Origin of the sequence: Sphingomonas sp. GCM10030256 (assembly GCF_042666415.1) — a bacterium.
GTDB lineage: Bacteria > Pseudomonadota > Alphaproteobacteria > Sphingomonadales > Sphingomonadaceae > Sphingomicrobium.
Genome location: NZ_JBHTDI010000001.1, coordinates 1,226,054 through 1,246,833, shown reverse-complemented (window position 1 = coordinate 1,246,833; position 20,780 = coordinate 1,226,054). Strand labels below are relative to the sequence as shown.

The following is a 20,780-nucleotide window of genomic DNA, read 5'->3' as shown; positions in this document are numbered from 1 at the left end:
CATGATCAGTCGCGATCAGTGGCATGCGTTCCTCGATCTCCCGGTGGTGGAGTGGACGATCTTCGTTGTCGGCATGCTGCTGATGATCGTGTCTCCGCTGGCCGGCGTTTTGCCCGGCCCCGGCGGGATATTGGTGTTCGCGCTTGGCCTGGCGATGGTGCTGAAGACCAGCATGTGGGCCAAGCGGCACTACGTCCGCTTCAAGCGCTGGCAGCCGCGCGCCGGCCGGGTGACCGACTGGGGCCTTCGCCGGGGTAGTCCGCGCCGTCGCGAAGCGCTTCGCAAGGAGCGTGAGCGGCGTGAGTTGCCGCCGCCGCATTGCATCGAGCGGACCGACGATCCGCTCCCCCACGCCGGCTTCGACGCGGCGCCGGTCGATCCAACGCCTGGCGAGCTCAAATCGGCAGCACCGGTAGGGCAGCCGAATCGTTGACTTCGGGCGCACTCTCCCCTAACGGCCCGACACACCCAGCGGCTGCCCACGACGGCGGCCCTTTTTCTTTAGACTAACAAGGCAATGAGCGATGAAGCGCACCTTTCAGCCGAGCAATCTGGTCCGCAAGCGGCGGCACGGGTTCCGCAGCCGGTCGGCGACGGTCGGCGGCCGCAAGGTGCTGGCAGCCCGCCGTGCGCGCGGCCGCAAGAAGCTCAGCGCCTAGTCATCCTTCGCAAGCGCGCGGATTTCCTGGCTGCCAACGGCGGTCGCCGCGCCGCCATGCCCGGGTTCGTGCTGCTGGTGCGTGATCGCCGCGACGGCGATCCGGCCAAGCGCGTCGGCTTCACCGTGACGAAGAAGATCGGCGGCGCCGTCATCCGCAACCGCATGAAGCGGCGCTTCCGCGCCCTCGCCCGCGAAATGCTCTACGAGCGCGGCGTGAGCGGCGCTGACCATGTGCTGATCGGCCGTGCCGGCGGCGCCGAACGCGATTTCGGCCGTCTTCGGGAGGAGCTTGGTCGGGCGCTCGCCAAGGTGCAGCGATGATCGCCAGGGCCCTCATCCTCGTAGCCCGCGGCTGGCAACTCGGCCCATCGCGCGTGCTTTCCCCCAGCTGCCGGTTCCAGCCGTCCTGCTCGGCCTATGCGATCACCGCCTGGACGCGCTATGGGGCGCTGCGGGGCAGCGGGCTGGCGTTGAAGCGCATCTTCCGGTGCCACCCGTGGGGCGGTCAGGGCCATGACCCGGTTCCGTAGTTTCTAGAGGATCACGACAAGTTGAACGACACTCGCAACATGATCCTCGCGGTAGTCCTGTCCGCGCTCGTGCTCCTCGGCTGGAGCGCGCTCAGCGACCGCTTCATGCCCACCGCCGGCCCGCAGACCCAGCGCGTCGAAAACGGCAAGGTCAAGCCCCTCCCGCAGCCGCAGGCGGATCCCGCCGCCGATGCGCCGCGGGCGCTTCGCAGCCGCGCCGCGGTCCTCACGTCCACCCCGCGCGTCCGGATCGAAACCCCGTCGCTACGCGGCTCGATCAACCTCCAGGGCGCGCGGATCGACGACCTCAGCCTCGTCCGCCACACGCAGGGAGTGGGCGCGAACTCGCCCCCCATTCGGCTGCTGTCCCCCGCCGGCGCTCCCGGCGCCTTTTTCGCCAGCTTCGGCTGGCTCGGCCAGGGCGTCGCGGCACCTGACGCCAACAGCGTCTGGCAGGCCAGCTCCGACCGGCTCACCCCGGGCAAGCCGGTGACCCTGGCGTGGACCAATCCGACCGGCCAGCGCTTCCAGCAGGTGATCTCGGTCGACGACGGCTATCTGTTCACCGTCCGCCAGAGCGCCGGCAATGCAGGCGCCGGGCCCGTTGCCCTTCGCCCTTATGGTCTCGTCGGCCGATCGTCCAAGTCCGCCGACGTCAGCAGCTGGACCCACCACGTTGGCCCGATGGCGTTCCTCAATGGCGCGGCCAATTACGACCTCGACTGGGAAGACCTGGACGAGGCCGGGGCCGCCGGGCGCAGCTTCAGCAGCAACGGCGGCTGGCTCGGCTTCACCGACAAATATTGGCTGACCGCGCTCGCCCCCGCGACCCAAGCCAGCCTCAACGCCAGTTTCCGCCGCTCACCGACGGGTGGCTACCAGGCCGACTATGCGCGCGAGCCGGTCATCATCGCGCCGGGTCAAGCGGTCACGAGCGAGAGCCGCTTCTTTGCCGGCGCCAAGGAAAAGGAGTGGCTCGACCGCTACGAGACTCAAGGGATCACCAAGCTGTCCAAGTCGATCGATTGGGGCTGGTTTGAATGGTTCATGCGACCGATCTTCGCTTTGCTGCTGTGGCTGTTCCACACGCTCGGCAACTTCGGCCTGGCGATCATCGGGCTGGTCGTGATCGTCCGCGCGCTGATGTACCCGATCTTCGACAAGCAGTTCCGCTCGATGGCGGCGATGCGGGTGCTTCAGCCCAAGATGAAGGACATCCAGGAGCGTCACAAGGACGACAAGGTCCGGCTGCAGCAGGAGATGCTCGACCTCTACAAGCGGGAGAAGGTCAATCCGGCGGCGGGCTGCCTTCCGATCCTGCTCCAGATTCCGGTCTTCTACGCGCTCTACAAGGTGCTGACCGTGTCGGTGGAAATGCGCCACCAGCCTTTCTACCTGTGGATCAAGGACCTCTCCGCCCCCGACCCGATGACCCCGGTCAACTTGTTCGGCCTGCTGCCGTTCACTCCCCCCGGCTTCCTCGCCATCGGCGTGCTGCCGATCCTGCTGGGCATCACCATGTGGCTGCAATTCAAGCTGAACCCGACTCCGCCCGATCCGGTGCAGAAGCAGATCTTCGGGATCATGCCCTGGGTCATGATGTTCATCATGGCGCCGTTCGCGGCGGGCCTCCAGCTCTACTGGGTGGTCAGCAACATTCTCGGCATCGCCCAGCAGAAGTATCTCTACTGGAAATATGATACGGAGCGGCAGGCTGCCAAGCCTGCGGCGGCGCGCTAGGCGCGGCGGAAAACACTGGACCCCGGCCCTTGCCGGGGTACAGGAGCGGCCATGGACGATCTGGACCTCAGTGAACGCGCACGGAAGCTTTTCGCCGGGCCGATCGACTTCCTCAAGTCGGCCCCGGGGCTCGAGTTCCTGCCCGACGCCGAGGCACCCGAGGTGGCGTTCGCCGGCCGCTCCAACGTCGGCAAGAGCTCGCTCCTCAACGCCTTGACCAATCGCAAGACGCTTGCCCGCACCTCCAACACGCCGGGGCGGACGCAGGAGCTCAATTTCTTCGACGTTGGCCAGCCGCTGACGATGCGCCTGGTCGACATGCCGGGCTATGGGTTCGCCGAAGCACCCAAGGACATGGTCAAGCGCTGGCGTTTCCTGGTGAACGACTATCTGCGCGGCCGGCAGGTGCTGAAGCGCGCGCTGGTGCTGATCGACTCGCGGCACGGCCTGAAGCCGGTCGACCGCGAGGTGATGGACATGCTTGATGAGGCCGCGGTCAGTTACCACGTCGTGCTGACCAAGGCCGACAAGGTGAAGCCGACCGAGCTTGACGCGACCCTTGCCGTGACGCTCGAGGAAACAATGAAGCGCCCCGCCGCCCATCCGCAGCTGTTCGCGACCTCGAGCGAAACCGGCCGCGGCATCCCCGAGTTGAGAACGGCGATCGTCGAAGCGGCGGCAGTCTAGTCGTCGTGCCGCCTTTTCTTCAGGCGGATGAATGAACAAGGCAGACCCTGGATCAAGTCCGGGGCCACGGGAGACCTCATGCTCAAGCTCATTATCGGCAACCGCGCCTATTCCAGCTGGTCGATGCGCGGGTGGCTTGCGGTCAAGCACACCGGGCTGGAGTTCGAGGAGCTGGTCGTGCCGCTGTTCGACGCCCATTGGGACAGCCAGCGCGAGGGCGGCGAGTTCGCTCCGTCAAGCGGCAAGGTCCCGGTCCTGTGGCATGACGATTGCGTGGTCTGGGATAGTCTCGCGATCATCGAATATTGCGCCGACCTCACTTCGCGCGACCTGTTCTGGCCAGCCGAAGGACCTGCTCGCGGCATGGCGCGGTCGATGGCGGCCGAGATGCACTCCAGCTTCTCCAACCTGCGCCGCGACCTGCCGATGAACGTCCGCAAGCTGGCCGGCCCGCGCCCGCTCAGCGACGAGGTAAAGGCGGAGATCAACCGCATCCTGACCCTGTGGGCGCAGGCCCGTGCCCGCTTCGGCGGAACTGGCGACTATCTATTCGGAGATTGGTGCGCGGCCGACATCATGTTTGCGCCGGTGGTGACCCGATTCGTCACTTACGCGGTTCCCGTGCCCCCCTTCGCCGCCTCCTACATGGAAGCGGTGCTCAGCCATCCGGCGGTGTCCGAGTGGATCGACAAGGCGCAGGACGAACCGTGGGTGATCGACCAGTACGAAACGGACACGGCTTCGGCCGCCTGAGGGAACTCCTGCAGCCTCGCGGGACTTGATCCCTCATGCGCTTTCTCGCCCTTCCCTGCCTTGCCGCCGCGGCCCTATCCGCCTGCGCCTCGCCATCCGAGCGGATCGCCGATGCGCTGGTCGCCTATGGCATTGATCGTGCCGGCGCGGCCTGCGTCGGCGGCCGGCTGGAGCGGAACCTCAGCATCGGCCAGCTGCAGGAGCTCGCGCGTCTCGCCCGCTCCTATCGGGAAAGCGATCCCGACCCGTCGCGCCTGACGCCCAGCGACCTGCTCCGCGTCGCCGCGCAGGTGCAGGACCCGCGCGTGCCGGTCGAGGTCGCCCGCGCCGCGACCGGCTGCGGGTTGGTCACCCCGGCGAACCTTGGTCCCCTGGGAGCATTTCTGGGCGGGTGACCCTTAGTATGGGGTCCCGTCCTTGCGGATGTAGCGCCCCTCGGGCGTGAACAGCAGGTCGATGTCGCTGTAGCCACCTCCGGTGTTCGGCCCCGCCCCGACCACCACGAACACGCAATCGGCCCCACTTTCATTGCGCAGATGGTGGCCATCGCCCGTTCCCTTCGGGAAAGCGGCGCAATCGCCAGCGCGCAGGACGGTCGTTCCCCCATCCTCGATCAGCAGCGCTTCGCCTTCCAGCACGACCAGGAACTCATCCTCGCCATCATGCCAGTGCCGCTGCGACGACCAGGCGCCGGGCTTCAGCACCACATGGCTTACCCCGAACTCCGTCAGCCCGCCGGCGGGGGCCAATCGCCGGTACCAGCGGCCCTGCACTTCCCGATCGAATGGCGACGGATAGCCGGTGCGGTTGACCTGTTCGATCGACTGAAGGTCAAGCTTCGGCATTGCCCATCCCCTGTGCTAGTCGCGCCTCCATGTCCCTTATCGACCCGGTGGAACTTGCCGCCAAGCTGATTTCCGTCCCCTCCGTCACGCCCGCCAGCGGGCCCGTGTTCGACGTGCTCGACGAGGTTCTGACAACCGCAGGGTTCACCGTGCATCGCTGGATCATGGGCGAGGCTCCCGATGGACCGACCGAGAACATGGTCGCGATCCGGGGTGAGGGCGGTCCGCACTTCGGCTTTGCCGGCCATCTCGACGTGGTGCCGCCCGGCGAAGGCTGGAGCCGGGATCCGTTCGAGGGGCGGATCGAGGAGGGCCTGCTGATCGGTCGCGGCGCCAACGACATGAAGAGCGCGATCGCCGCCTTCGCTGCCGCAGCAGCCGGTTTCGACCAGCAACGCGGCACCCTCTCCTTTCTCATCACCGGCGACGAGGAAGGCTATGCAACCTACGGCACGCTGCGCATCATCGACTGGCTGGGCGAACGCGGCATCCGCCCCGACATGATCCTGATCGGCGAGCCGACCAGCGAGCAGCGCCTCGGCGACACGGTCAAGATCGGCCGCCGCGGCTCGGTCAACATGTGGATCGAAGTGCCCGGCACCCAAGGCCACGTCGCCTACCCGCACAAGGCGGACAATCCGGTGGGCCGACTCGCCCGCATCGTCGCTACGCTCGAAGCGATGGACCTCGATGAAGGCACCGACGCCTTTCCGCCCTCCAACCTGGAGTTCACGGGCCTGACCACACCCACGCACGCCAGCAACGTGATCCCCGCCTCCGCCGGGGCGCAGCTCAACATCCGCTTCAACAACCTGCAGAACGGGCGCCATTTGGTCCACCGGGTGGAGGAGATCGCCAAGGCTGAGGACCCGCACGCGCTGGTCACCGCGCGCATCTCCGGGGAAGCCTTCCTCACGCCCCCCGGTGAACTCTACGACGCGGTCGTGGGTGCGATCGAGGAAGAGACGGGAATCACCCCGACCCTGTCGACCAGCGGCGGGACCTCGGACGGCCGGTTCCTGATCAAGCTGTGCCCGGTGGTCGACTTCGGGCTGCCCAACGCGACCATGCACAAGCTCGACGAGAGCGCTGCAGTGGAGGACATCCGGACCCTAACGCGGATCTACGGCCGGGTGCTCGCCAAGGTGCTGCGCTAGCCCTGCTTGGCTCTAGGCCACGTTCTGGGCCACCCGCGACGCATTGCTGGTCCAGGCCACGAATTCCGTCTCGAACATCGGATGGGCAAAGACGAAGCCCTGGACCGTGTGGCAGCCCATCGCCCGCAGGATGTCCGCCTGCGCGACCGTCTCGACCGCTTCCGCGACGATCTCGCAGCCGACGCCGCGGATCAGCTGGATTACCGCCTGCACGACCACGCGGGCCTTTTCGTCATGCTCGATGTCGGCGATCAACGAGGGATCGAGCTTGACCCGGTCGAGCGGCATCGCCCGCAATCGTGCAAGGTTGGAATAGCCCGTGCCGAAATCGTCGATCGCAATGGTCGCGCCGTCCGCCCGCAGAGCGGCAATTTCCTCGAGCACGCCCGCCGAACATTCCATTGCCGCCGTCTCGGTGAATTCCAGCTCAATCCGGTGGAGAGGGACTCCGGCTTCGGCAAAGACCTCACGCAAGCGCGGGATGAAGTCGGGCCGGTCGAGCTGGCGGGGGCTGACGTTGAACGCAAGGCGCTGACCGCTGCTGGCGCCGTCCCATGACGCGAGCAGGGAGGCCACCTCGGCCATCACCCAGTCGCCGATCTCGCCGATGATCCCGGTCTGCTCGGCGACGGGAATGAAGGTCGCGGGCATGCGCATGCCTTGGTGCGGATGGTTCCAACGCAGCAGCGCCTCAGCCCCCGTGATCTCGCCGGTCACTAGGCTGAGCTGCGGCTGCAGCGCCAGCAGGAATTCGCCGCGCTGGACCGCCTCGGTCAACGAGCGCTCGGTCTCGACCTTGCTCAGATGCTCCGCCGCCAATTCGTCACTGAACAGGCAATGCTGCCCGCCGCCGCGCGACTTGGCTTGGTACATGGCAACGTCCGAAGCGCGCATCAGCGATTCCACGGTGCTGCCATGCCGCGGGGACAGCGCCACGCCGATGGAAGCGCCGATATCGATGCTGTGGCCGTGGAGCTCCAGCGGCTCGCCGATCGCCAGGACAACCCGCCGCGCGATCCGCTCGGCATCTTCGGGACAGTCCAGCGCCGGAAAGAACATGGTGAACTCGTCGCCCGCCAGGCGAGCCAGCAGCGGACGCTTGTCGCCCTGCGCCGCCTCGCCGTTGACGACGACCCGCAGGCGATTGGCGACCATCACCAGCAATTGATCCCCACGGGCATGCCCAAGGCTGTCGTTGACGGCCTTGAAGCGGTCGAGGTCGATGAACATCATCGCCAGCAGTTGCCCGTCCGACGCGCTGGCCAGCATGCGCTCGGCCTCCGCGCGAAAGTTCAGCCGGTTGGGCAGGCTGGTGACCGGATCGAACATCCCCAAGGCCTGCGCATTGTCGATTGACGAGCGCACTTCTGCGAACAGGCTGTCCACCGCCGACGCGAGCTTGGGCATGACCTGGCGCAGGCTTGCCGGGGCGGGCGAGAGAAGGTCGCCGTCCTCGACCGCCAGCAGCCGCTCGCGCAGCGCCGCCATGGCGCGCGAGGAGTCGCTGTTGGGACGTTCGGAGGCGATGTAGCTGATCAGGAGGCAGAACGCGCCCGCGACTAGGCTGGCGATGACCTGCTCGTTCCAGCTGGTGATCGTCAGGAATGCAGCCAGCGAGAAGACGAACGACGCCACCCCGGCGGCGCCGGACAACAGCATGTTGCTGATCTTGGTGGCAGTGCCGGCCTTCATGGTCGAAGCTTGTGAATCCCCCAGTGCGCGGAAGGGCTCCGCACCCCACGGCCATTAAGCAACGAGGGTTAAGGAAACGTGCAGGCAGACCGGCGATTTTCCCGCTTTACCGGCGAAGAATGAGGTAAAGGCTGCCTCCGCCGCCGTGCCGCCGATGCGCGTTGCGGACGGCAGCGATCCGCGAGGCGTGGCGGGACACGGCGAGCCAGTCATGGACGGCGGCTCGGATCCGTCCCCGCTCGACCGGCGGTTCCCCAACGCGGGCGTGGCCGGTGATCAGCAGCAGCATCCGATCGCCCGCATCAATCGCCTGCTCCAGCGCCCGGTCGATCGCGGTCCAGGCGCTGTCCAGATTGTGACCATGAAGGTCGAGGGTGCGATCGGGTTCGACCGCTCCGGTCCGGAGCCTGCGGTCCCACCCTCCGTCGAGCGTGGTGCCCGGCCGCGGAGCTGGCCGAACGCTGGCAGGCGCGGCGGGGCGTGGTGGCGGGCCCTTGGGCTTGCGCGCAATCGGCGGCGGCGGCGGTCCGGTCGGGGCGTCTTCGGCGGCAACGGGCTCGCGCGACAAGGGCCGGATCGTCGCGGTCACCCGCGACCACAACTCCTGCTCGTCAGCGGATAACTTGCGCACGGGCCGCCTGCGCCATGGCGACGGCACCGCGCGGCAGCAGGATCAGCGCCTCGCCCTTGGCGGCCATTCCGCCGGCGATCGTGGTCGCCTCCGGCCCAGCTCCCCAGAAGGTATCGAAGCGATTGGCGCCCTTGATTGCACCGCCGGTGTCCTGCGCAACCCACAAGCCATCGGCCTCGGAGCGGTCCACATCGAGCCAGATCGGCGCGCCGAGCGGCACGAACAGCGGGTCCGCGGCCACCGTTCCGCGCGGCGTCACCGGAACGTTGAGCGCGCCCAGCGGCCCCGGTCCGGTCAGCTCCCGGAAGAAGATGTACGACAGGTTCTCGCGCATCAGCGATTTGCCGCCGTCCGGCTGGCTGCGCATCCACGCCCTGATCGCCCCCATGTTGGCACCGCCGGGAGGAAGGATGTTGCGGTCGCGAAGCAGCCGGCCAATGGCGACATACTCCCGGCCATTCTGATTGTCGTAGCCGATCCGCATTACCGAGCCGTCGGGCATCCGCACCCGGCCCGAGCCCTGGATTTCGAGGAAGAAGAGATCGACCGGATCGGCCGCCCAGGCGAGTTCCAGGCTGCGCCCGCCAATGATCCCATCCTCGATCTCGGCGCGCGTGTAGTAAAGCACGCACTGCCCCGCCTCATCGATCCGTCCGCGCCCGGTCTGGCCGTCGGCGCGGGTGCAGCGGATAAGGTCCGTGGGCGTGCGGTAGATCGGCATATAGCCGGGCAGCGGAACGCGGGATCCGGCGATCTCCGGTTCATAATAACCGGTGGCAAAGGCCGGCTCGGCTCCGACTCGCACCCACTCGAAACGGTCCCGGAAGAAAGCGGCTTCTCCCCCCGGCTGTACGAGCGCGGCTTCGGCGCAGACCGGTTGCCAGGCCGCCGGACTGGTCAGGCCGGAGCCGTCGGCCCGCCGGGTGAGGGCCGGGCAACTCAGCCGGAAGGCCGGCAGGGCGCGCGCCGCCTGCTCGGCCGTGAACGTCCGGGGCGCGGCCAAGCTGACGCCCGCTTCCAGTGCGGTGCGCGGCTTGGGTGGCTGTGGCGGCAGCTGCGGGGCCGGGGTCACGGGCGCGGTCGGCGGCAATGGAGTCGCCGGCGGAGTGACCGGACGCGAGGCGCACGCAGCGAGCAGCGCTGCTCCCGCGAGCGCGACGAAACTGGAGCGGAGCCTCACTCTTCCTCGTCGGTTTCGATTAGCAGCCAGTTGGGATCGCGCGAGGCGATGTCGCGGCGGAAGGTCCAGCGGTCGCGGGTCTGGACCGCATCGCTGAGCGAGCCGGCGATCACTTCGCCCTCCGCATTGCGGGTCACAGCCGCCACATCCGCTTCGAACCGCACCGACAGGGTCGCCACCGTCCGGTCGAGCGCGGCCTCGGTGATCAGCGCCTGTTCGATCGCGATCAGGCGATTGTCGAGCCGGTGCCCCGCCGCTTCCCGATCTTCGACCGCCTGCGCAAACGTCTGGTAGACATGATCGTCCAGGTGCGTCCGCACCTCGTCGAGCCGTCCGGCCCAGAACGCTTCCAGGATCATCCGGTAGGCTGCCTGCGCACCCTCCAGGAAACGGGCGACATCGAAGCCCGAGTCGGCGGCGAGCAGCGCCCGCACTCCCGGCCCGGCAGTCGGCAGGTAAGCGGTGTCCTGCGGATCGAGGGCGTTGGCCGGAGCCAGCGGCGAGGCCGGTGCACGCGGCTCGACCCGGGCGTCGGTATCGGCAGGCTTCAGGATCGGCTGCTGCTCATGACCGGTCCGCTCGCCCAGCACGCTGTACAGGCGCAGGCCGATGAACAAAGCTACGAGGGCAAGGATGACAATTGCGGTCAAGAGTGCTTTCCGTTCGGTTCAACGCATAACATAGTGACAGGTGCCCGTTTGTTCAAAGCCCGATATCGACCTTCCCGTTCGAGTCGGCTTGCGCATTGCACCGCTTGAACCGCCCTGCTACTCGCGCCGCCTTGTTCGGCACGTGTCGATCGTGCCCCATCAAACGATCGCGAAGGTTTCTCAAGTCATGGCGGATCAGGATCCCACCACTCCCCTCCCGGGCGGCGAAGGCAATGGCGGCAACCAGCCCGAGGTCGCTGCGCTGGCGCAGTATATCAAGGACCTATCCGTCGAGAACCCCAGCAGCCCGCAGGTGTTCCAGTGGCAGGAACCCCCGCAGCTGGACGTGCAGTTCAACATCAACGTCAACCGCGTCGCGGACGACGTGCACGAGGTGGTGCTGAAGATCGACGCCACGGCGCGGTCGCAAAGCGGCGTCCACTTCGTGATCGACCTCAGCTACGGCGGCCTGTTTGCACTTCGCAACCTGCCGGAAGAGGCGCTCGGGCCGTTCTTGCTGGTCGAAGCGCCGCGCCTGCTGTTCCCCTTCGCGCGCCAGGTGATCGCCTCGGCGGTGCAGGACGCCGGCTTCCCACCGCTGATGCTCGACCCGATCGATTTTGGTGCGGTCTACATGTCGCAAGCTCAGGCCGCTCAGGGCGGCGAAGACGGCGGCGAGAACGGGGGTTCCATCCCTGGCGCCGGCGAGGGTCCTTCCCTTCAGTAAGCAGCGGCTCCGGGGCGGGGGCAAGGCATGAACCTACTCAAGGCAACCGGCACGATCGGCGGTCTGACCATGGTCAGCCGGGTGCTCGGCTTCGCCCGCGACATGATCGCGGCGCGGATCCTGGGCGCGAGCCACGCCAACGATGCCTTCAACCTCGCCTTCCTGCTCCCCAACATCTTCCGGCGGCTGTTCGCGGAAGGCGCTTTTTCGTCCGGCTTCGTGCCGCTGTTCAGCCGCCGCCTCGCGGCCGGGGGACATGACGATGCGGTGAAGTTCTCCAACGAAATCCTGGCGGTGTTCATGCCGGCGCTGCTGGCGGTCACCGTGCTGTTCGAAATTTTCATGCCGGCGCTGCTGCTGCTGATCGTTCCGGACTATGCGGAGGTGCCGGGCAAGCTGCCGCTGGCGGTAGAGCTGACCCGCTGGACGTTCCCGTACCTGCTGTTCATCAGCCTGGTCGCGCTGCTGTCGGGCGTGCTCAATTCCCTGACCCGCTTCGCCGTCGCCGCGTTCGCGCCGGCCTTGCTGAACGTCGCGCTGATCATCGGGCTGCTGCTCGCGCCGCCCGATGATGTCGAGACTGTGCGCTTCATGGCCTATGCGGTGCTGCTCGGCGGGCTCGCGCAGTTCGCCCTGTGCTGGGCCGCGGTCCGCCGCGCCGGTGTGCATCTCCGCTTTGGCCGTCCGCGAATGACGCCGGCGGTGCGCGAGCTGGTGATCCTGATCCTTCCGGCGACCGTCGCCGCGGGCGCCTACCAGATCAGCCAGCTGTTCTACGCTTACTTCTCGTCCGGCCTTGGCGAAGGCGCGCTGACGATGTTGAGCTACGCCGACCGCCTCAACCAGCTGCCACTGTCGATCATCGGCACCGCTCTGGGCGTCGCCATCCTGCCCTCGATCAGCCAGGCCATCGCCCGCAACGACGAGGCTGCCGCCGCCGACGTTCAGGCCCGCGCCTTCGACCTGTCGATGCTGCTGACCCTGCCTGCCACCTTGGCGCTGGTCGTCGCTGCCGGGCCAATCATCGGCGCGCTCTACCAGGGGGGCGAATACTCCCGTGAGGATGCCGCGACCACCGCCAACATCCTCGCCATCCTGGTCACCGGGCTTCCGGCCTATGTGCTGGTCAAGGTCCTGACCCCCGCCTTCTACGCCCGCAAGGACGTCAAGACCCCGGTCTACATCGCGATGAGCATCCTCGCGCTCAGCATTCCGGCCAACTTCCTGCTGATCCCGCGGATCGGCATCTACAGCCTCGCCACTGTCACTTCGACCGGCGCCTGGATCAACTTCCTCCTGCTGTTCGGCATCCTCTACGCCCGCGGCCATTTCCGCATGCCAACCTGGCTGGTCAGCCGGGTCGCGCGCCAGATCGTGGCCGCCCTCGCCATGGCTGCGGCCTTGTGGGGAATCCGGCTGGCGCTGGCCGATTGGTTCTTCGGCAACGTGCTGGAACGCGCCATTGGCCTGGGGCTGCTCGTCGGCCTCGGCGCGGCGGTCTACTTCGGGGTTGCCTTCCTGATCGGCGGTGTCGACCGTGAGGCCCTTGCCACCCTTCGCCGCAAGAAGGCGCCCGCATGATGCGCGTCGTCTCCGGCATCCAGCCGACCGGCGGCCTTCATCTCGGTAACCTGCTCGGCGCGATTCTGCGCTGGGTGCGGATGCAGGAGGAGGCGGAATGCCTGTTCTTCCTCGCCGACCTCCACGCGATCACGGTCGACGTCGATCCCGCCCAGCTCCGCTCCAACGTCCGCGAAATGGCCGCGGCCCTGATCGCCAGCGGCATCGACCCAGCCCGCTCCACCCTGTTCCCACAGAGCGCGGTGCCCGAACATTCGGAACTCGCCTGGATCCTGCAGTGCACCGCCCGCGTCGGCTGGCTCAACCGGATGACCCAGTTCAAGGACAAGAGCGGCAAGAATCGCGAAGGCGCCAGCGTCGGCCTGTACACTTATCCGGTGCTTCAGGCGGCCGACATTCTGCTCTACCGCGCCACGCACGTCCCTGTCGGCGAGGACCAGAAGCAGCATATCGAGCTCGCCCGCGACATCGCGATCAAGTTCAACACCGATTACGACACCGAACTGTTCGTTCCGCCGGATCCGTTCATCGGCGGCGGCACCGCGGCGCGGGTCATGTCGCTTCGTGACGGCTCGTCCAAGATGAGCAAGTCCGACCCCTCGGACATGAGCCGCATCAACCTGACCGACAGCGACGATGCGATTGCGCAGAAGGTCCGCAAGGCGAAGACCGATCCCGAGCCGCTGCCGGAGGACCCGGCCGAACTCGCCGGCCGCGCCGAAGCCCGCAACCTCGTCGGGATCATGGCCGCGGTCAGCGGCGAAAGCGAGGAACAGGTGCTCGCCCGCTTCGCTGGCCAGGGCTTCGGAGCGTTCAAGCCGGCGCTCGCCGACGCGTTGGTGGCCCTTCTCTCCCCCATTCGCGGCCGCCTAGACCAGCTTCGCGCCGATCCTGACACGACCGACCAACACCTGGCCGCCGGCGCTGCCAAGGCCCGCCAGCTCGGCGCCCCCACCCTTGCGGAAGCCCAACGCGCCCTCGGCCTGTCGGCCTAGCGCCTCACTTCATCGACCGTTCAGCACTGCGGGCGCTATACCTCGGCGGCACAACGATCGTCTTTCGAGTTCACGAGGGTCCCACGATGAACATGCTCAGGAAAGCCGCCGCGGCCGTCTTGGCCGGCGCTGCGCTGCTTGGCCTGTCGGGCTGCGCCACCGGCCTCCCCGCCAAAGTCACCCGCTTCCAGGCCATGCCCGCGCCGCAGGGCCAGACCTTCTACGTCGTTCCTGGTCAGGGCGAGGCGCAGCGCGGCGGGCTGGAGTTCCAGCGCTACGCCAACATGGTCACCAACGCCTTGGTCGCCCGTGGCTATCAGCCGGCGGCAAGCCCGCAAGCCGCGACCATGATCGTCCAGCTTGGCTATGACGTGGACGAAGGCCGCGAGGTGGTGGTGGTCGACAATTCCTTCGGCGGCAACTCTCTCTACGGCAGCCGCTACTACGACCCGTTCTACCGCAGTTATTACGGCGGCCGGTTCGGCGCCTATGATCCCTATTGGGGAATTTATCGCGGACGGCCCTACTACTCCCGCTGGGGCTATTACGGTCCGCGCTCGGCCTTCTACTACGGCTGGGACGATCCCTTCTGGTACGGCGATCGCGGCCTTCGCCAGTACACCGAATATCGCAGCGAGCTTGACCTCGACATCCGCAGCCGTGCGGACAACCGGTCCCTGTTCGAGGGCACCGCCCGCGCGCGCTCCCGCACTGAAAACCTCGGTGTCCTGGTCCCGAACCTGATTGAGGCGATGTTCACCGGCTTCCCCGGCCGCTCGGGCGAAACGGTCAAGATCACCGTGCCGACCAGCACCTCGCGCTAGATCGCAGGCTCATGTCAAAACGGGCCCGCCCGGAGAGATCCGGGCGGGCCTGTTCGTTCGGCGTCTAAACCCTCGAGCCTTTGGCAGGCGTGGTGAAATAGCGTGCTCCGCGCCCGATCAGGCTCATGTCGATGGTGATCATGCCCCGCAGCATGCGCCGCGTTCCCCACGATAGATTGCCCGCGAGTCTCGCCATCGCACCGCCGGTCCCAAGGGTCGTCGCCATTTTCCGGAAGCGGTGTCTGACCAACGCGCCGTTGGCGAGCCCCAGGTCCGCCGGAATCTCGATCGCGTAGAGATCGCGCAAGGCAGCGGCCTGCATGGCCACGGCTCTGCGCCCGACCTTGTCCGGCATCATGTCCGTCAGCCGAAGCCAATCCACCCCATCAGGCCGGGACGCGAGTTCCGCCAGATCGTGCAGGTGCCGAAGGTCCAGTCGAAGCCGCCAGTAGTCGCCCTCCTTGATCATGTCGTGAACGATCAGGTGGAGCGCCTGCGCGGTCGCCGACGGGATCAACGCCGTTGCGCCCGAGCGCTCAGCCGCCTTCGAATAGTGCCGCAGGTCCCCTTTCAGATACTTCGCCGATCGGTCGGACGGTCCCATGTGGAGCTCGATCTCTCCGGCGTCCTGCTCCCGGCCGAACTCCCTCTCGCCGTTTTGCCGGTAGCCGAGCCCCTGCAGCGCCAGGACGGCGTGATCGAACTCGTCGGGAGCGATGGCCAAATCCAGATCACTCGAGATCCTGGCACCGAGCGCTTGCTCGGGGCCGGTGAACAGATGGATCGCTCCCTTCATCAGGACCGGGCGGATACCCGCGTCGTTGAAGGCAGCGACCGCCTCGGTCAGTTGAGCGCGAAGCCTTGCGTTGCGTTGGCGATTGCGATCGTGGAGCAGCTCCAGGTAATCCCGCACTTCCCGCGGAACGGCGGCCAGGTGACCCGACCGCTCCATCGCCAGATGAAGTGCCGGGACCAGCCATCCGCGGCTGGCCAGCTCCACGACGGATTGCCACTCGCCGGGCGCCGGAAGGCCACCGCGCAGAGCCTGGGCGAGCAGGCGCAGGGGATCGTCGCGCTTGCTCATGCAAATTTGGCGACCAGCAGATCGGCCGCCGCGATCAACCCCGAATAGGTCAGGCGCGCGCAATGCGCCTGGGACAGCATGCCGATCAGCGCCGCGAAGCCCGCTTCCGAGAGGCGCTCGTCGTGAGATGCGCCTTCCGCGATCAGCGCTGCAAGCGCCTCCACAGGGTCGATGACCTGAAGGTCGGGATCCCCGACCTCCCGCCGGTCGAGCAGGATGATGCCCGCAACCGGTTGCGGCCCGCTGACGAACGCTTCGCCGGTCGAGACATGGCGGGCACGCCGACCGTCGGGTCGCAGATGTTCCGGGCTCCAGTGCAGGTCGGGCCAAAGCCCTTGCAGCAGCCGCCAACTGCTCTCCTTGGCCGCGAAGGGAAACGGCAGGCCCGACGCGAAGCCGTCCGCATGCAGCAGCACCACGTCGTCCGCCGCAATCGCGAGACCTCCCCTGGCAAGCGCAATCCCCAGCGTACTCTTGCCCGCACCAGGGCTTCCCACGAGCAGCACCATGCCCCGCCTCCCCTGCAGCGCCGCGGCATGAAACGCGACCTCGTACGGCCCGCAGCGCAGGATTTCCTCGATCAAGGTCGCCTTGACGACCGTGAGCAGTTCTTCGGGCGGGCAGAGGAGGTCAGCCTGCCCGGGAACTTCGAGGGTGGCACAATTGTCGGCATAGCGGGCAAGGATTCGCACTTCGGTCGGCCCCGGCTCGGCGCGCAGGTGTCCGAAGACCGCTTCGGCGTCGGGCAGCAGCACTTCGGGAACCCACAGCTGCGCAGCAACCCCGGCCACGGCCAGGGTCATCCCGTCCAGCCTTGGCTCATGTCGGGCGCGGAGGCGCACCGTCCGGCTTGGTTCCGGGTCGCGCCAGTCGGGCGACGACCCGGATTCCACTTCGTAGATCGCCTGGTCCGGCTCCACGAAAAGCAGCCTGCGCCCATTCAGGTCGCGAACGAGCCCATCCCTCGCCGCAGGGGAGTCTTCACGCACCGAGGAACATGTCGGGCCGATCGCCGGCTACCGCTTACTTCGGACCACGCGGCTTGCCAGCGGTGGCCGTACTGCCGACCTGCCCTGGCGGACCCGAATGCATGTGGTTCTTGTCGCCGAAGCCATTGCCCGGCTTCGATCCGCCACCGGACTTGGCGATGGCCTTGGAACTCATGGTCGTGGACAGGAGGAAGGTCACGGCCGGCGGCGTCAGCACCGCGAATTGGCCACACTTCTTCAGGAAGTCACGCCGATCGTCGGCGGGCCTGGGTTCCTGTTCCGGCTGCATTGCGACTCTCCCTCATCAGGACGTCGCCAGCCTACAGGACATCTGGGGCCAAGGGGCACGGCCAAAGGGGTCTAGGCCGTTGTTCGGCCGTAACGGCGCCTCGGGCGAAACAGCCGCACGTTGCACGCAGGCGTCAGGCTGGCTTCACGAGCCTGTGAGCAGGTAATGGTGATAGAAGTAGAGCTCGCGAAGCAGGAACCCCATTCGACCGCGCCACGAGCGATAGCGGCTGGTCGGGGTTGGAGCGCCCTCCGCGGCAATTCCCAGATCCTTGCTCATCCGCAACGCCCGTTTGATATGCAGCGGATCGCTGACCACCAATGCGCTGCGCAGCCCGTGCTCGCGCATCAGCCTGTGTGCATGCAGCAGGTTCGTGCGCGTGGTCCGCGACACGGCCTCGGTGAGAACATGCTTGCCTGGGACGCCGCTGGAGATGGCGATGCGCTTCGCCACCAGGGACTCGGCATGCCCGCCGCCGCCATCGCCTCCAGTGAAGATCAGCGTGCGCACCGTGCCGCCGCGATAAAGCCGGATGCCGTGCCGAATGCGCTCGGCGAACACCGGGGACGGTTCCCGGCCATACACCGCTGCGCCAAGGACGATCGCGGCGTCGGCCTTGCCTGACGGGCGGATCTCCCCGGCGGCCTGGATCTGCTTGGCAAGCACCAGCAGCCAGACTGCGAAGCCCACGATAGCCGCGAGGCAAGCACGCCGCGCCAGCCTCCGCAATGGCGGCCGACGCATTGACGGGTGAATGACGGCTTAGCCTTCGAGCTGGCGGGTGAGCAGCCGGATTGCCGCATCGATCTCGGGATCGCTGGCGCGCAGTTTCTCGATCTGGCGGACCGCATGGATCACCGTGGTGTGGTCGCGACCCCCAAAGCGGCGGCCAATGTCTGGCAGCGACTTGGGCGTCAGTTGCTTGGACAGGTACATCGCGACCTGGCGGGGACGCGCCACCTCACGGGCCCGGCGGGCGCTGGTCATCTCCGCCTTACGGATGCGGTAATGCTCGGCGACCTGGGTCTGGATTTCGTCGACTGAAATCCGCCGCTGGTTCGCGCGAAGCACGTTCGCCAGCACTTCCTCCACGAACGCGATATCGATCGCCCGTCCGGTCATCATCGCGTAAGCTGCAATCCGGTTGAGCGCCCCTTCGAGCTCGCGGATCGAGGCGGTCAGCCGCTTTGCGAGGAATTCCACCACGTTGCCCGGCATGACGATCGTCGGCAGCAGCGCGAGCTTGCTGAGGATGATGTTGTAGCGCAGCTCCAGGTCGGCCTGGTTGATGTCGGCGACCAACCCCCAGCTCAGCCGCGACAGGATACGTGGCGCGATTCCGTCGAGATCCTGCGGCGCCCGGTCCGACGTGATCACCAGCCGCCGGCCGGCGGAGATGATCTCGTTCATGGTGTGGAAGAATTCTTCCTGGGTCGATTCCTTGCCGGCGATGAACTGCACATCGTCGATCAGCAGCAGATCCGCGGACCGCAGCCGCTGCTTGAAGCCGATCGTGTCGTTCTCGCGGATCGCGCGGACGAACTCGACCATGAACTTCTCGGCCGACATCGAGACGACCTGGGCATGCGGGTTGCGGTCGAGAAAGGTGTGCCCGATCGCGTGCAGCAGGTGGGTCTTGCCGCGTCCCGTTCCACCGTGGAGGAACAAGGGGTTGAAGGTCACGCTGTCCGCCTGGGCCAGGGTGCGCGCGGCGGTTGCCGCCACTTCATTCGCCTTGCCGACCACGAAGCTGTCGAAGGTGTAACGCGGATCGAAGTTCGGGCGCGGGTGGACAACCCCGCTCGGCTCGGGCGCAGCCGGGATTTCTTCCAGGATCAGCAGGCCGGTCGGACGCGGCGCGCCGTCGCCGGCAACGATCCGCACTTCGCGAACCACTGGCAAGGTCGTCTTCCATGCCAGCGCCAGGCGCTCGGCGAAATGGGACCGCACCCAGTCGGCCATGAACTGGCTCGGCATGACGATGTCGAGTGCGCCGGACTCGGGGTCAAAGGCGCCAAGCTCGGCCGGCTTCAGCCAGCCGTCGAAGGTCCGCACTCCGCAATCACGGCGAAGGCCGGCGCGGATCGTCTCCCAGGCAGCACAAAGGGGGCTGGCGATGGTCTTGGTGTCGATTCCCGATGCGATTTCCAGCCCTTGATTCACGCCCTCGAGCCCTCCTTCGCAACAAGCCCCGCAGGGGCACACGGAAGGGTTTGCGCCCGACCCGAGTCGCGGCGCCCCCATCCCTTGTCCTGCGTGCATCCCCCCAGTGGAATCACTGCCGGAGGGGGTTTTTGCGAGGTTCGACGCGGCTCGGCAAGAGCCGATTTTTCATCGGATTGAAATATTCACGCTTGACAGGCCATTCCCCTTAGGGGCCGCCGTTACCCTCGCAAAACCGCCGTTCCCTGGGCTCTGTTAACTCGGCGTTGGCTGCGAATCGCGGGAAATCAGCGCTTTCCGCAAGGGCACGAAAAAAGCCGCCGGAGCGACCCGGCGGCTTCGTCTCGTAACGGCACAGGAGCCGCCAGGTCTAGCCCAGCGCACTGACCCGCTTGGTCAGGCGGGAGAACTTCCGCGATGCCGTATTCTTGTGGATCACACCGCGCGCGACTCCGCGGGCCAGCTCCGGCTGGGCGTTCTTCAGCGCTTCGGCGGCTACCGTCTTGTCGCCAACCGCCAGCGCGCTTTCCACGGCCTTGATGAAGGTCCGGATACGGCCGACGCGGGCACCGTTGATCTCGGCGCGCTTGGCGTTGCGGCGGATGCGCTTCTTGGCTTGCGGCGTGTTCGCCATCGATGAGTCCTCGAAATATCTCAGGTCTAATGAAAAAGCGGCGCGAAGCACGTAGGCCCGCACCGGCGTGGCGCTCCCCTACCCGAGCGGAAGATTCGGGTCAACAGCTTGTCCCCGCGCCTAGCGCTGGCACTTGGGACAATACCAGGTCGACCGGCCGCCCTGGACGATCCGCTTCACCGTCCCGCCGCACGCGCAGGCTGCACCGGCCCGGTCGTACACCGCGAACGCCTTGGAGAAGTAGCCGAGTTCCCCGTCCGGCCGCGCGTAGTCGCGCAGGCTCGACCCGCCTGCGGCGATCGCCTCGTCCAGCACCGCGCAAATGGCGGGCACCAGCCGTTCCAGCCGCGTCTTTGATACCCGCCCACCGGCCCGGAGCGGACTGATCCCGGCTCGGAACAGCGCCTCGCAGACATAGATATTGCCAAGTCCGGCGACGATCCTCTGGTCGAGCAGCAGCAGCTTGATCGCCGCGCTTCGCCCCTTCAGCTGTTCGGCGAGGTTGCCAGCGGTCAGGTCGAACGGCTCCGGCCCAAGAGCCGCGAACGCGGGCCAGGCCTCCATCTCCGCCGTCGGCACGAGGTCCACGGACCCGAATCGGCGCGGGTCATTGAGCGCCAGGGTCCGGCCATCGTCCGTTTCGAGCACCAGATGATCGTGCGCCTCGGCCTGGCGCGGATCGATCCGCCAGCGCCCGCTCATGCCCAGGTGGAACACCATCGTGTCGCCGCGGTCGGTATGGATCAGCCCGTATTTCGCCCGCCGGCCCAACCCGCTCACCCGCGCCCCGGTCAGCCGCTGGCGCAAGTCGACCGGAAACGCTCGCCTCAGGTCCTCGCGCCGAGTTTCGACGCGGGTCAGCTGGCGGTCCTGCAGAACCGCGGCAAGCCCTCGGACGGTGGTCTCGACTTCGGGAAGCTCGGGCATTGCAGCCGTATGGCGCCCTCCCCGCTTCCTCGCTAGAGCGC

25 protein-coding genes are annotated in these 20,780 nt (G+C 67.1%); 13 read left to right on the top strand and 12 right to left on the bottom strand.

The window, feature by feature from the left end; all coding sequences use genetic code 11:
• Position 1 precedes the first annotated feature (1 nt).
• The 8 genes from ACFQPG_RS06235 to ACFQPG_RS06200 all read left to right on the top strand — a co-directional run bounded on the left by ACFQPG_RS06235 (position 2) and on the right by ACFQPG_RS06200 (position 4,766).
• Complete coding sequence (locus ACFQPG_RS06235; RefSeq protein ID WP_380811758.1) at positions 2–433, top strand: hypothetical protein; 432 nt, start codon at positions 2–4, stop codon at positions 431–433.
• A gap of 91 nt (positions 434–524) precedes the next feature.
• Entirely contained in the window at positions 525–659 is a 135-nt protein-coding gene (gene rpmH, locus ACFQPG_RS06230; RefSeq protein WP_029942004.1) for a 50S ribosomal protein L34, read from the top strand.
• Positions 660–661: 2 nt separating this feature from the next.
• A complete protein-coding gene (rnpA, locus tag ACFQPG_RS06225) occupies positions 662–982 on the top strand; it encodes a ribonuclease P protein component (RefSeq protein ID WP_380811733.1) in 321 nt (106 codons plus the stop codon).
• Complete coding sequence (gene yidD, locus ACFQPG_RS06220; protein WP_380811081.1) at positions 979–1,191, top strand: membrane protein insertion efficiency factor YidD; 213 nt, start codon at positions 979–981, stop codon at positions 1,189–1,191. The genes rnpA and yidD overlap by 4 nt, the downstream gene beginning before the upstream one ends.
• A gap of 21 nt (positions 1,192–1,212) precedes the next feature.
• Positions 1,213–2,931 carry a membrane protein insertase YidC gene (gene yidC, locus ACFQPG_RS06215; protein ID WP_380811079.1) on the top strand — a complete coding sequence of 573 codons (1,719 nt, stop codon included), beginning with the start codon at positions 1,213–1,215 and terminating at the stop codon, positions 2,929–2,931.
• A gap of 51 nt (positions 2,932–2,982) precedes the next feature.
• Complete coding sequence (gene yihA, locus ACFQPG_RS06210) at positions 2,983–3,618, top strand: ribosome biogenesis GTP-binding protein YihA/YsxC (RefSeq protein WP_380811077.1); 636 nt, start codon at positions 2,983–2,985, stop codon at positions 3,616–3,618.
• Positions 3,619–3,696: 78 nt separating this feature from the next.
• Positions 3,697–4,371 carry a glutathione S-transferase family protein gene (locus ACFQPG_RS06205; protein ID WP_380811075.1) on the top strand — a complete coding sequence of 225 codons (675 nt, stop codon included), beginning with the start codon at positions 3,697–3,699 and terminating at the stop codon, positions 4,369–4,371.
• Between the two features lie 35 nt (positions 4,372–4,406).
• Entirely contained in the window at positions 4,407–4,766 is a 360-nt protein-coding gene (locus tag ACFQPG_RS06200) for a hypothetical protein (RefSeq protein ID WP_380811073.1), read from the top strand.
• Between the two features lie 3 nt (positions 4,767–4,769).
• Here the strand turns inward: ACFQPG_RS06200 and ACFQPG_RS06195 are convergent, their stop codons facing one another.
• On the bottom strand, positions 4,770–5,216 hold the full coding sequence (locus ACFQPG_RS06195) for a cupin domain-containing protein (RefSeq protein ID WP_380811071.1): 447 nt from the start codon (positions 5,214–5,216) through the stop codon (positions 4,770–4,772).
• Between the two features lie 29 nt (positions 5,217–5,245).
• Between ACFQPG_RS06195 and dapE the strand changes: the two genes are divergently transcribed.
• Entirely contained in the window at positions 5,246–6,373 is a 1,128-nt protein-coding gene (gene dapE, locus ACFQPG_RS06190) for a succinyl-diaminopimelate desuccinylase (protein WP_380811069.1), read from the top strand.
• A 12-nt stretch (positions 6,374–6,385) separates the two neighbouring features.
• Here the strand turns inward: dapE and ACFQPG_RS06185 are convergent, their stop codons facing one another.
• The 4 genes from ACFQPG_RS06185 to ACFQPG_RS06170 all read right to left on the bottom strand — a co-directional run bounded on the left by ACFQPG_RS06185 (position 6,386) and on the right by ACFQPG_RS06170 (position 10,526).
• Positions 6,386–8,065 carry a putative bifunctional diguanylate cyclase/phosphodiesterase gene (locus tag ACFQPG_RS06185; protein ID WP_380811067.1) on the bottom strand — a complete coding sequence of 560 codons (1,680 nt, stop codon included), beginning with the start codon at positions 8,063–8,065 and terminating at the stop codon, positions 6,386–6,388.
• Between the two features lie 106 nt (positions 8,066–8,171).
• Positions 8,172–8,696, bottom strand: coding sequence for a Smr/MutS family protein (locus ACFQPG_RS06180; RefSeq protein ID WP_380811065.1), 525 nt, complete (start codon positions 8,694–8,696; stop codon positions 8,172–8,174).
• Positions 8,677–9,876, bottom strand: a complete 1,200-nt coding sequence (locus tag ACFQPG_RS06175; protein WP_380811063.1) for a murein transglycosylase A — start codon at positions 9,874–9,876, stop codon at positions 8,677–8,679. The genes ACFQPG_RS06180 and ACFQPG_RS06175 overlap by 20 nt, the downstream gene beginning before the upstream one ends.
• The gene (locus ACFQPG_RS06170) at positions 9,873–10,526 is read right to left on the bottom strand and encodes a Tim44/TimA family putative adaptor protein (protein ID WP_380811061.1); all 654 of its coding nucleotides are present in this window, start codon (positions 10,524–10,526) and stop codon (positions 9,873–9,875) included. The genes ACFQPG_RS06175 and ACFQPG_RS06170 overlap by 4 nt, the downstream gene beginning before the upstream one ends.
• Before the next feature lie 187 nt (positions 10,527–10,713).
• On the opposite strand from ACFQPG_RS06170, the gene secB reads away from it, so the two are divergent.
• The 4 genes from secB (at position 10,714) to ACFQPG_RS06150 (ending at position 14,653) form a co-directional block, all read left to right on the top strand.
• Positions 10,714–11,253, top strand: coding sequence for a protein-export chaperone SecB (gene secB / locus ACFQPG_RS06165; protein ID WP_380811059.1), 540 nt, complete (start codon positions 10,714–10,716; stop codon positions 11,251–11,253).
• 27 nt (positions 11,254–11,280) lie between these two features.
• Entirely contained in the window at positions 11,281–12,834 is a 1,554-nt protein-coding gene (gene murJ, locus ACFQPG_RS06160) for a murein biosynthesis integral membrane protein MurJ (RefSeq protein WP_380811057.1), read from the top strand.
• On the top strand, positions 12,834–13,829 hold the full coding sequence (trpS, locus tag ACFQPG_RS06155) for a tryptophan--tRNA ligase (RefSeq protein ID WP_380811731.1): 996 nt from the start codon (positions 12,834–12,836) through the stop codon (positions 13,827–13,829). The genes murJ and trpS overlap by 1 nt, the downstream gene beginning before the upstream one ends.
• Positions 13,830–13,915: 86 nt before the next feature.
• Complete coding sequence (locus tag ACFQPG_RS06150) at positions 13,916–14,653, top strand: DUF4136 domain-containing protein (protein WP_380811055.1); 738 nt, start codon at positions 13,916–13,918, stop codon at positions 14,651–14,653.
• A 64-nt stretch (positions 14,654–14,717) separates the two neighbouring features.
• Here the strand turns inward: ACFQPG_RS06150 and ACFQPG_RS06145 are convergent, their stop codons facing one another.
• From ACFQPG_RS06145 to mutM, 7 genes are all read right to left on the bottom strand, one after another.
• Complete coding sequence (locus tag ACFQPG_RS06145; protein ID WP_380811053.1) at positions 14,718–15,737, bottom strand: nucleotidyltransferase family protein; 1,020 nt, start codon at positions 15,735–15,737, stop codon at positions 14,718–14,720.
• Positions 15,734–16,657 carry a hypothetical protein gene (locus tag ACFQPG_RS06140; protein ID WP_380811051.1) on the bottom strand — a complete coding sequence of 308 codons (924 nt, stop codon included), beginning with the start codon at positions 16,655–16,657 and terminating at the stop codon, positions 15,734–15,736. The genes ACFQPG_RS06145 and ACFQPG_RS06140 overlap by 4 nt, the downstream gene beginning before the upstream one ends.
• A 103-nt stretch (positions 16,658–16,760) precedes the next feature.
• Entirely contained in the window at positions 16,761–17,015 is a 255-nt protein-coding gene (locus ACFQPG_RS06135; RefSeq protein ID WP_380811049.1) for a hypothetical protein, read from the bottom strand.
• A gap of 144 nt (positions 17,016–17,159) precedes the next feature.
• Positions 17,160–17,705, bottom strand: a complete 546-nt coding sequence (locus ACFQPG_RS06130) for a YdcF family protein (RefSeq protein WP_380811047.1) — start codon at positions 17,703–17,705, stop codon at positions 17,160–17,162.
• Positions 17,706–17,777: 72 nt separating this feature from the next.
• Entirely contained in the window at positions 17,778–19,178 is a 1,401-nt protein-coding gene (dnaA, locus tag ACFQPG_RS06125; protein WP_380811045.1) for a chromosomal replication initiator protein DnaA, read from the bottom strand.
• Positions 19,179–19,548: 370 nt separating this feature from the next.
• Positions 19,549–19,812, bottom strand: a complete 264-nt coding sequence (gene rpsT / locus ACFQPG_RS06120; protein WP_380811043.1) for a 30S ribosomal protein S20 — start codon at positions 19,810–19,812, stop codon at positions 19,549–19,551.
• A 120-nt stretch (positions 19,813–19,932) separates the two neighbouring features.
• The gene (mutM, locus tag ACFQPG_RS06115) at positions 19,933–20,739 is read right to left on the bottom strand and encodes a bifunctional DNA-formamidopyrimidine glycosylase/DNA-(apurinic or apyrimidinic site) lyase (RefSeq protein WP_380811041.1); all 807 of its coding nucleotides are present in this window, start codon (positions 20,737–20,739) and stop codon (positions 19,933–19,935) included.
• Positions 20,740–20,780: the final 41 nt, after the last annotated feature.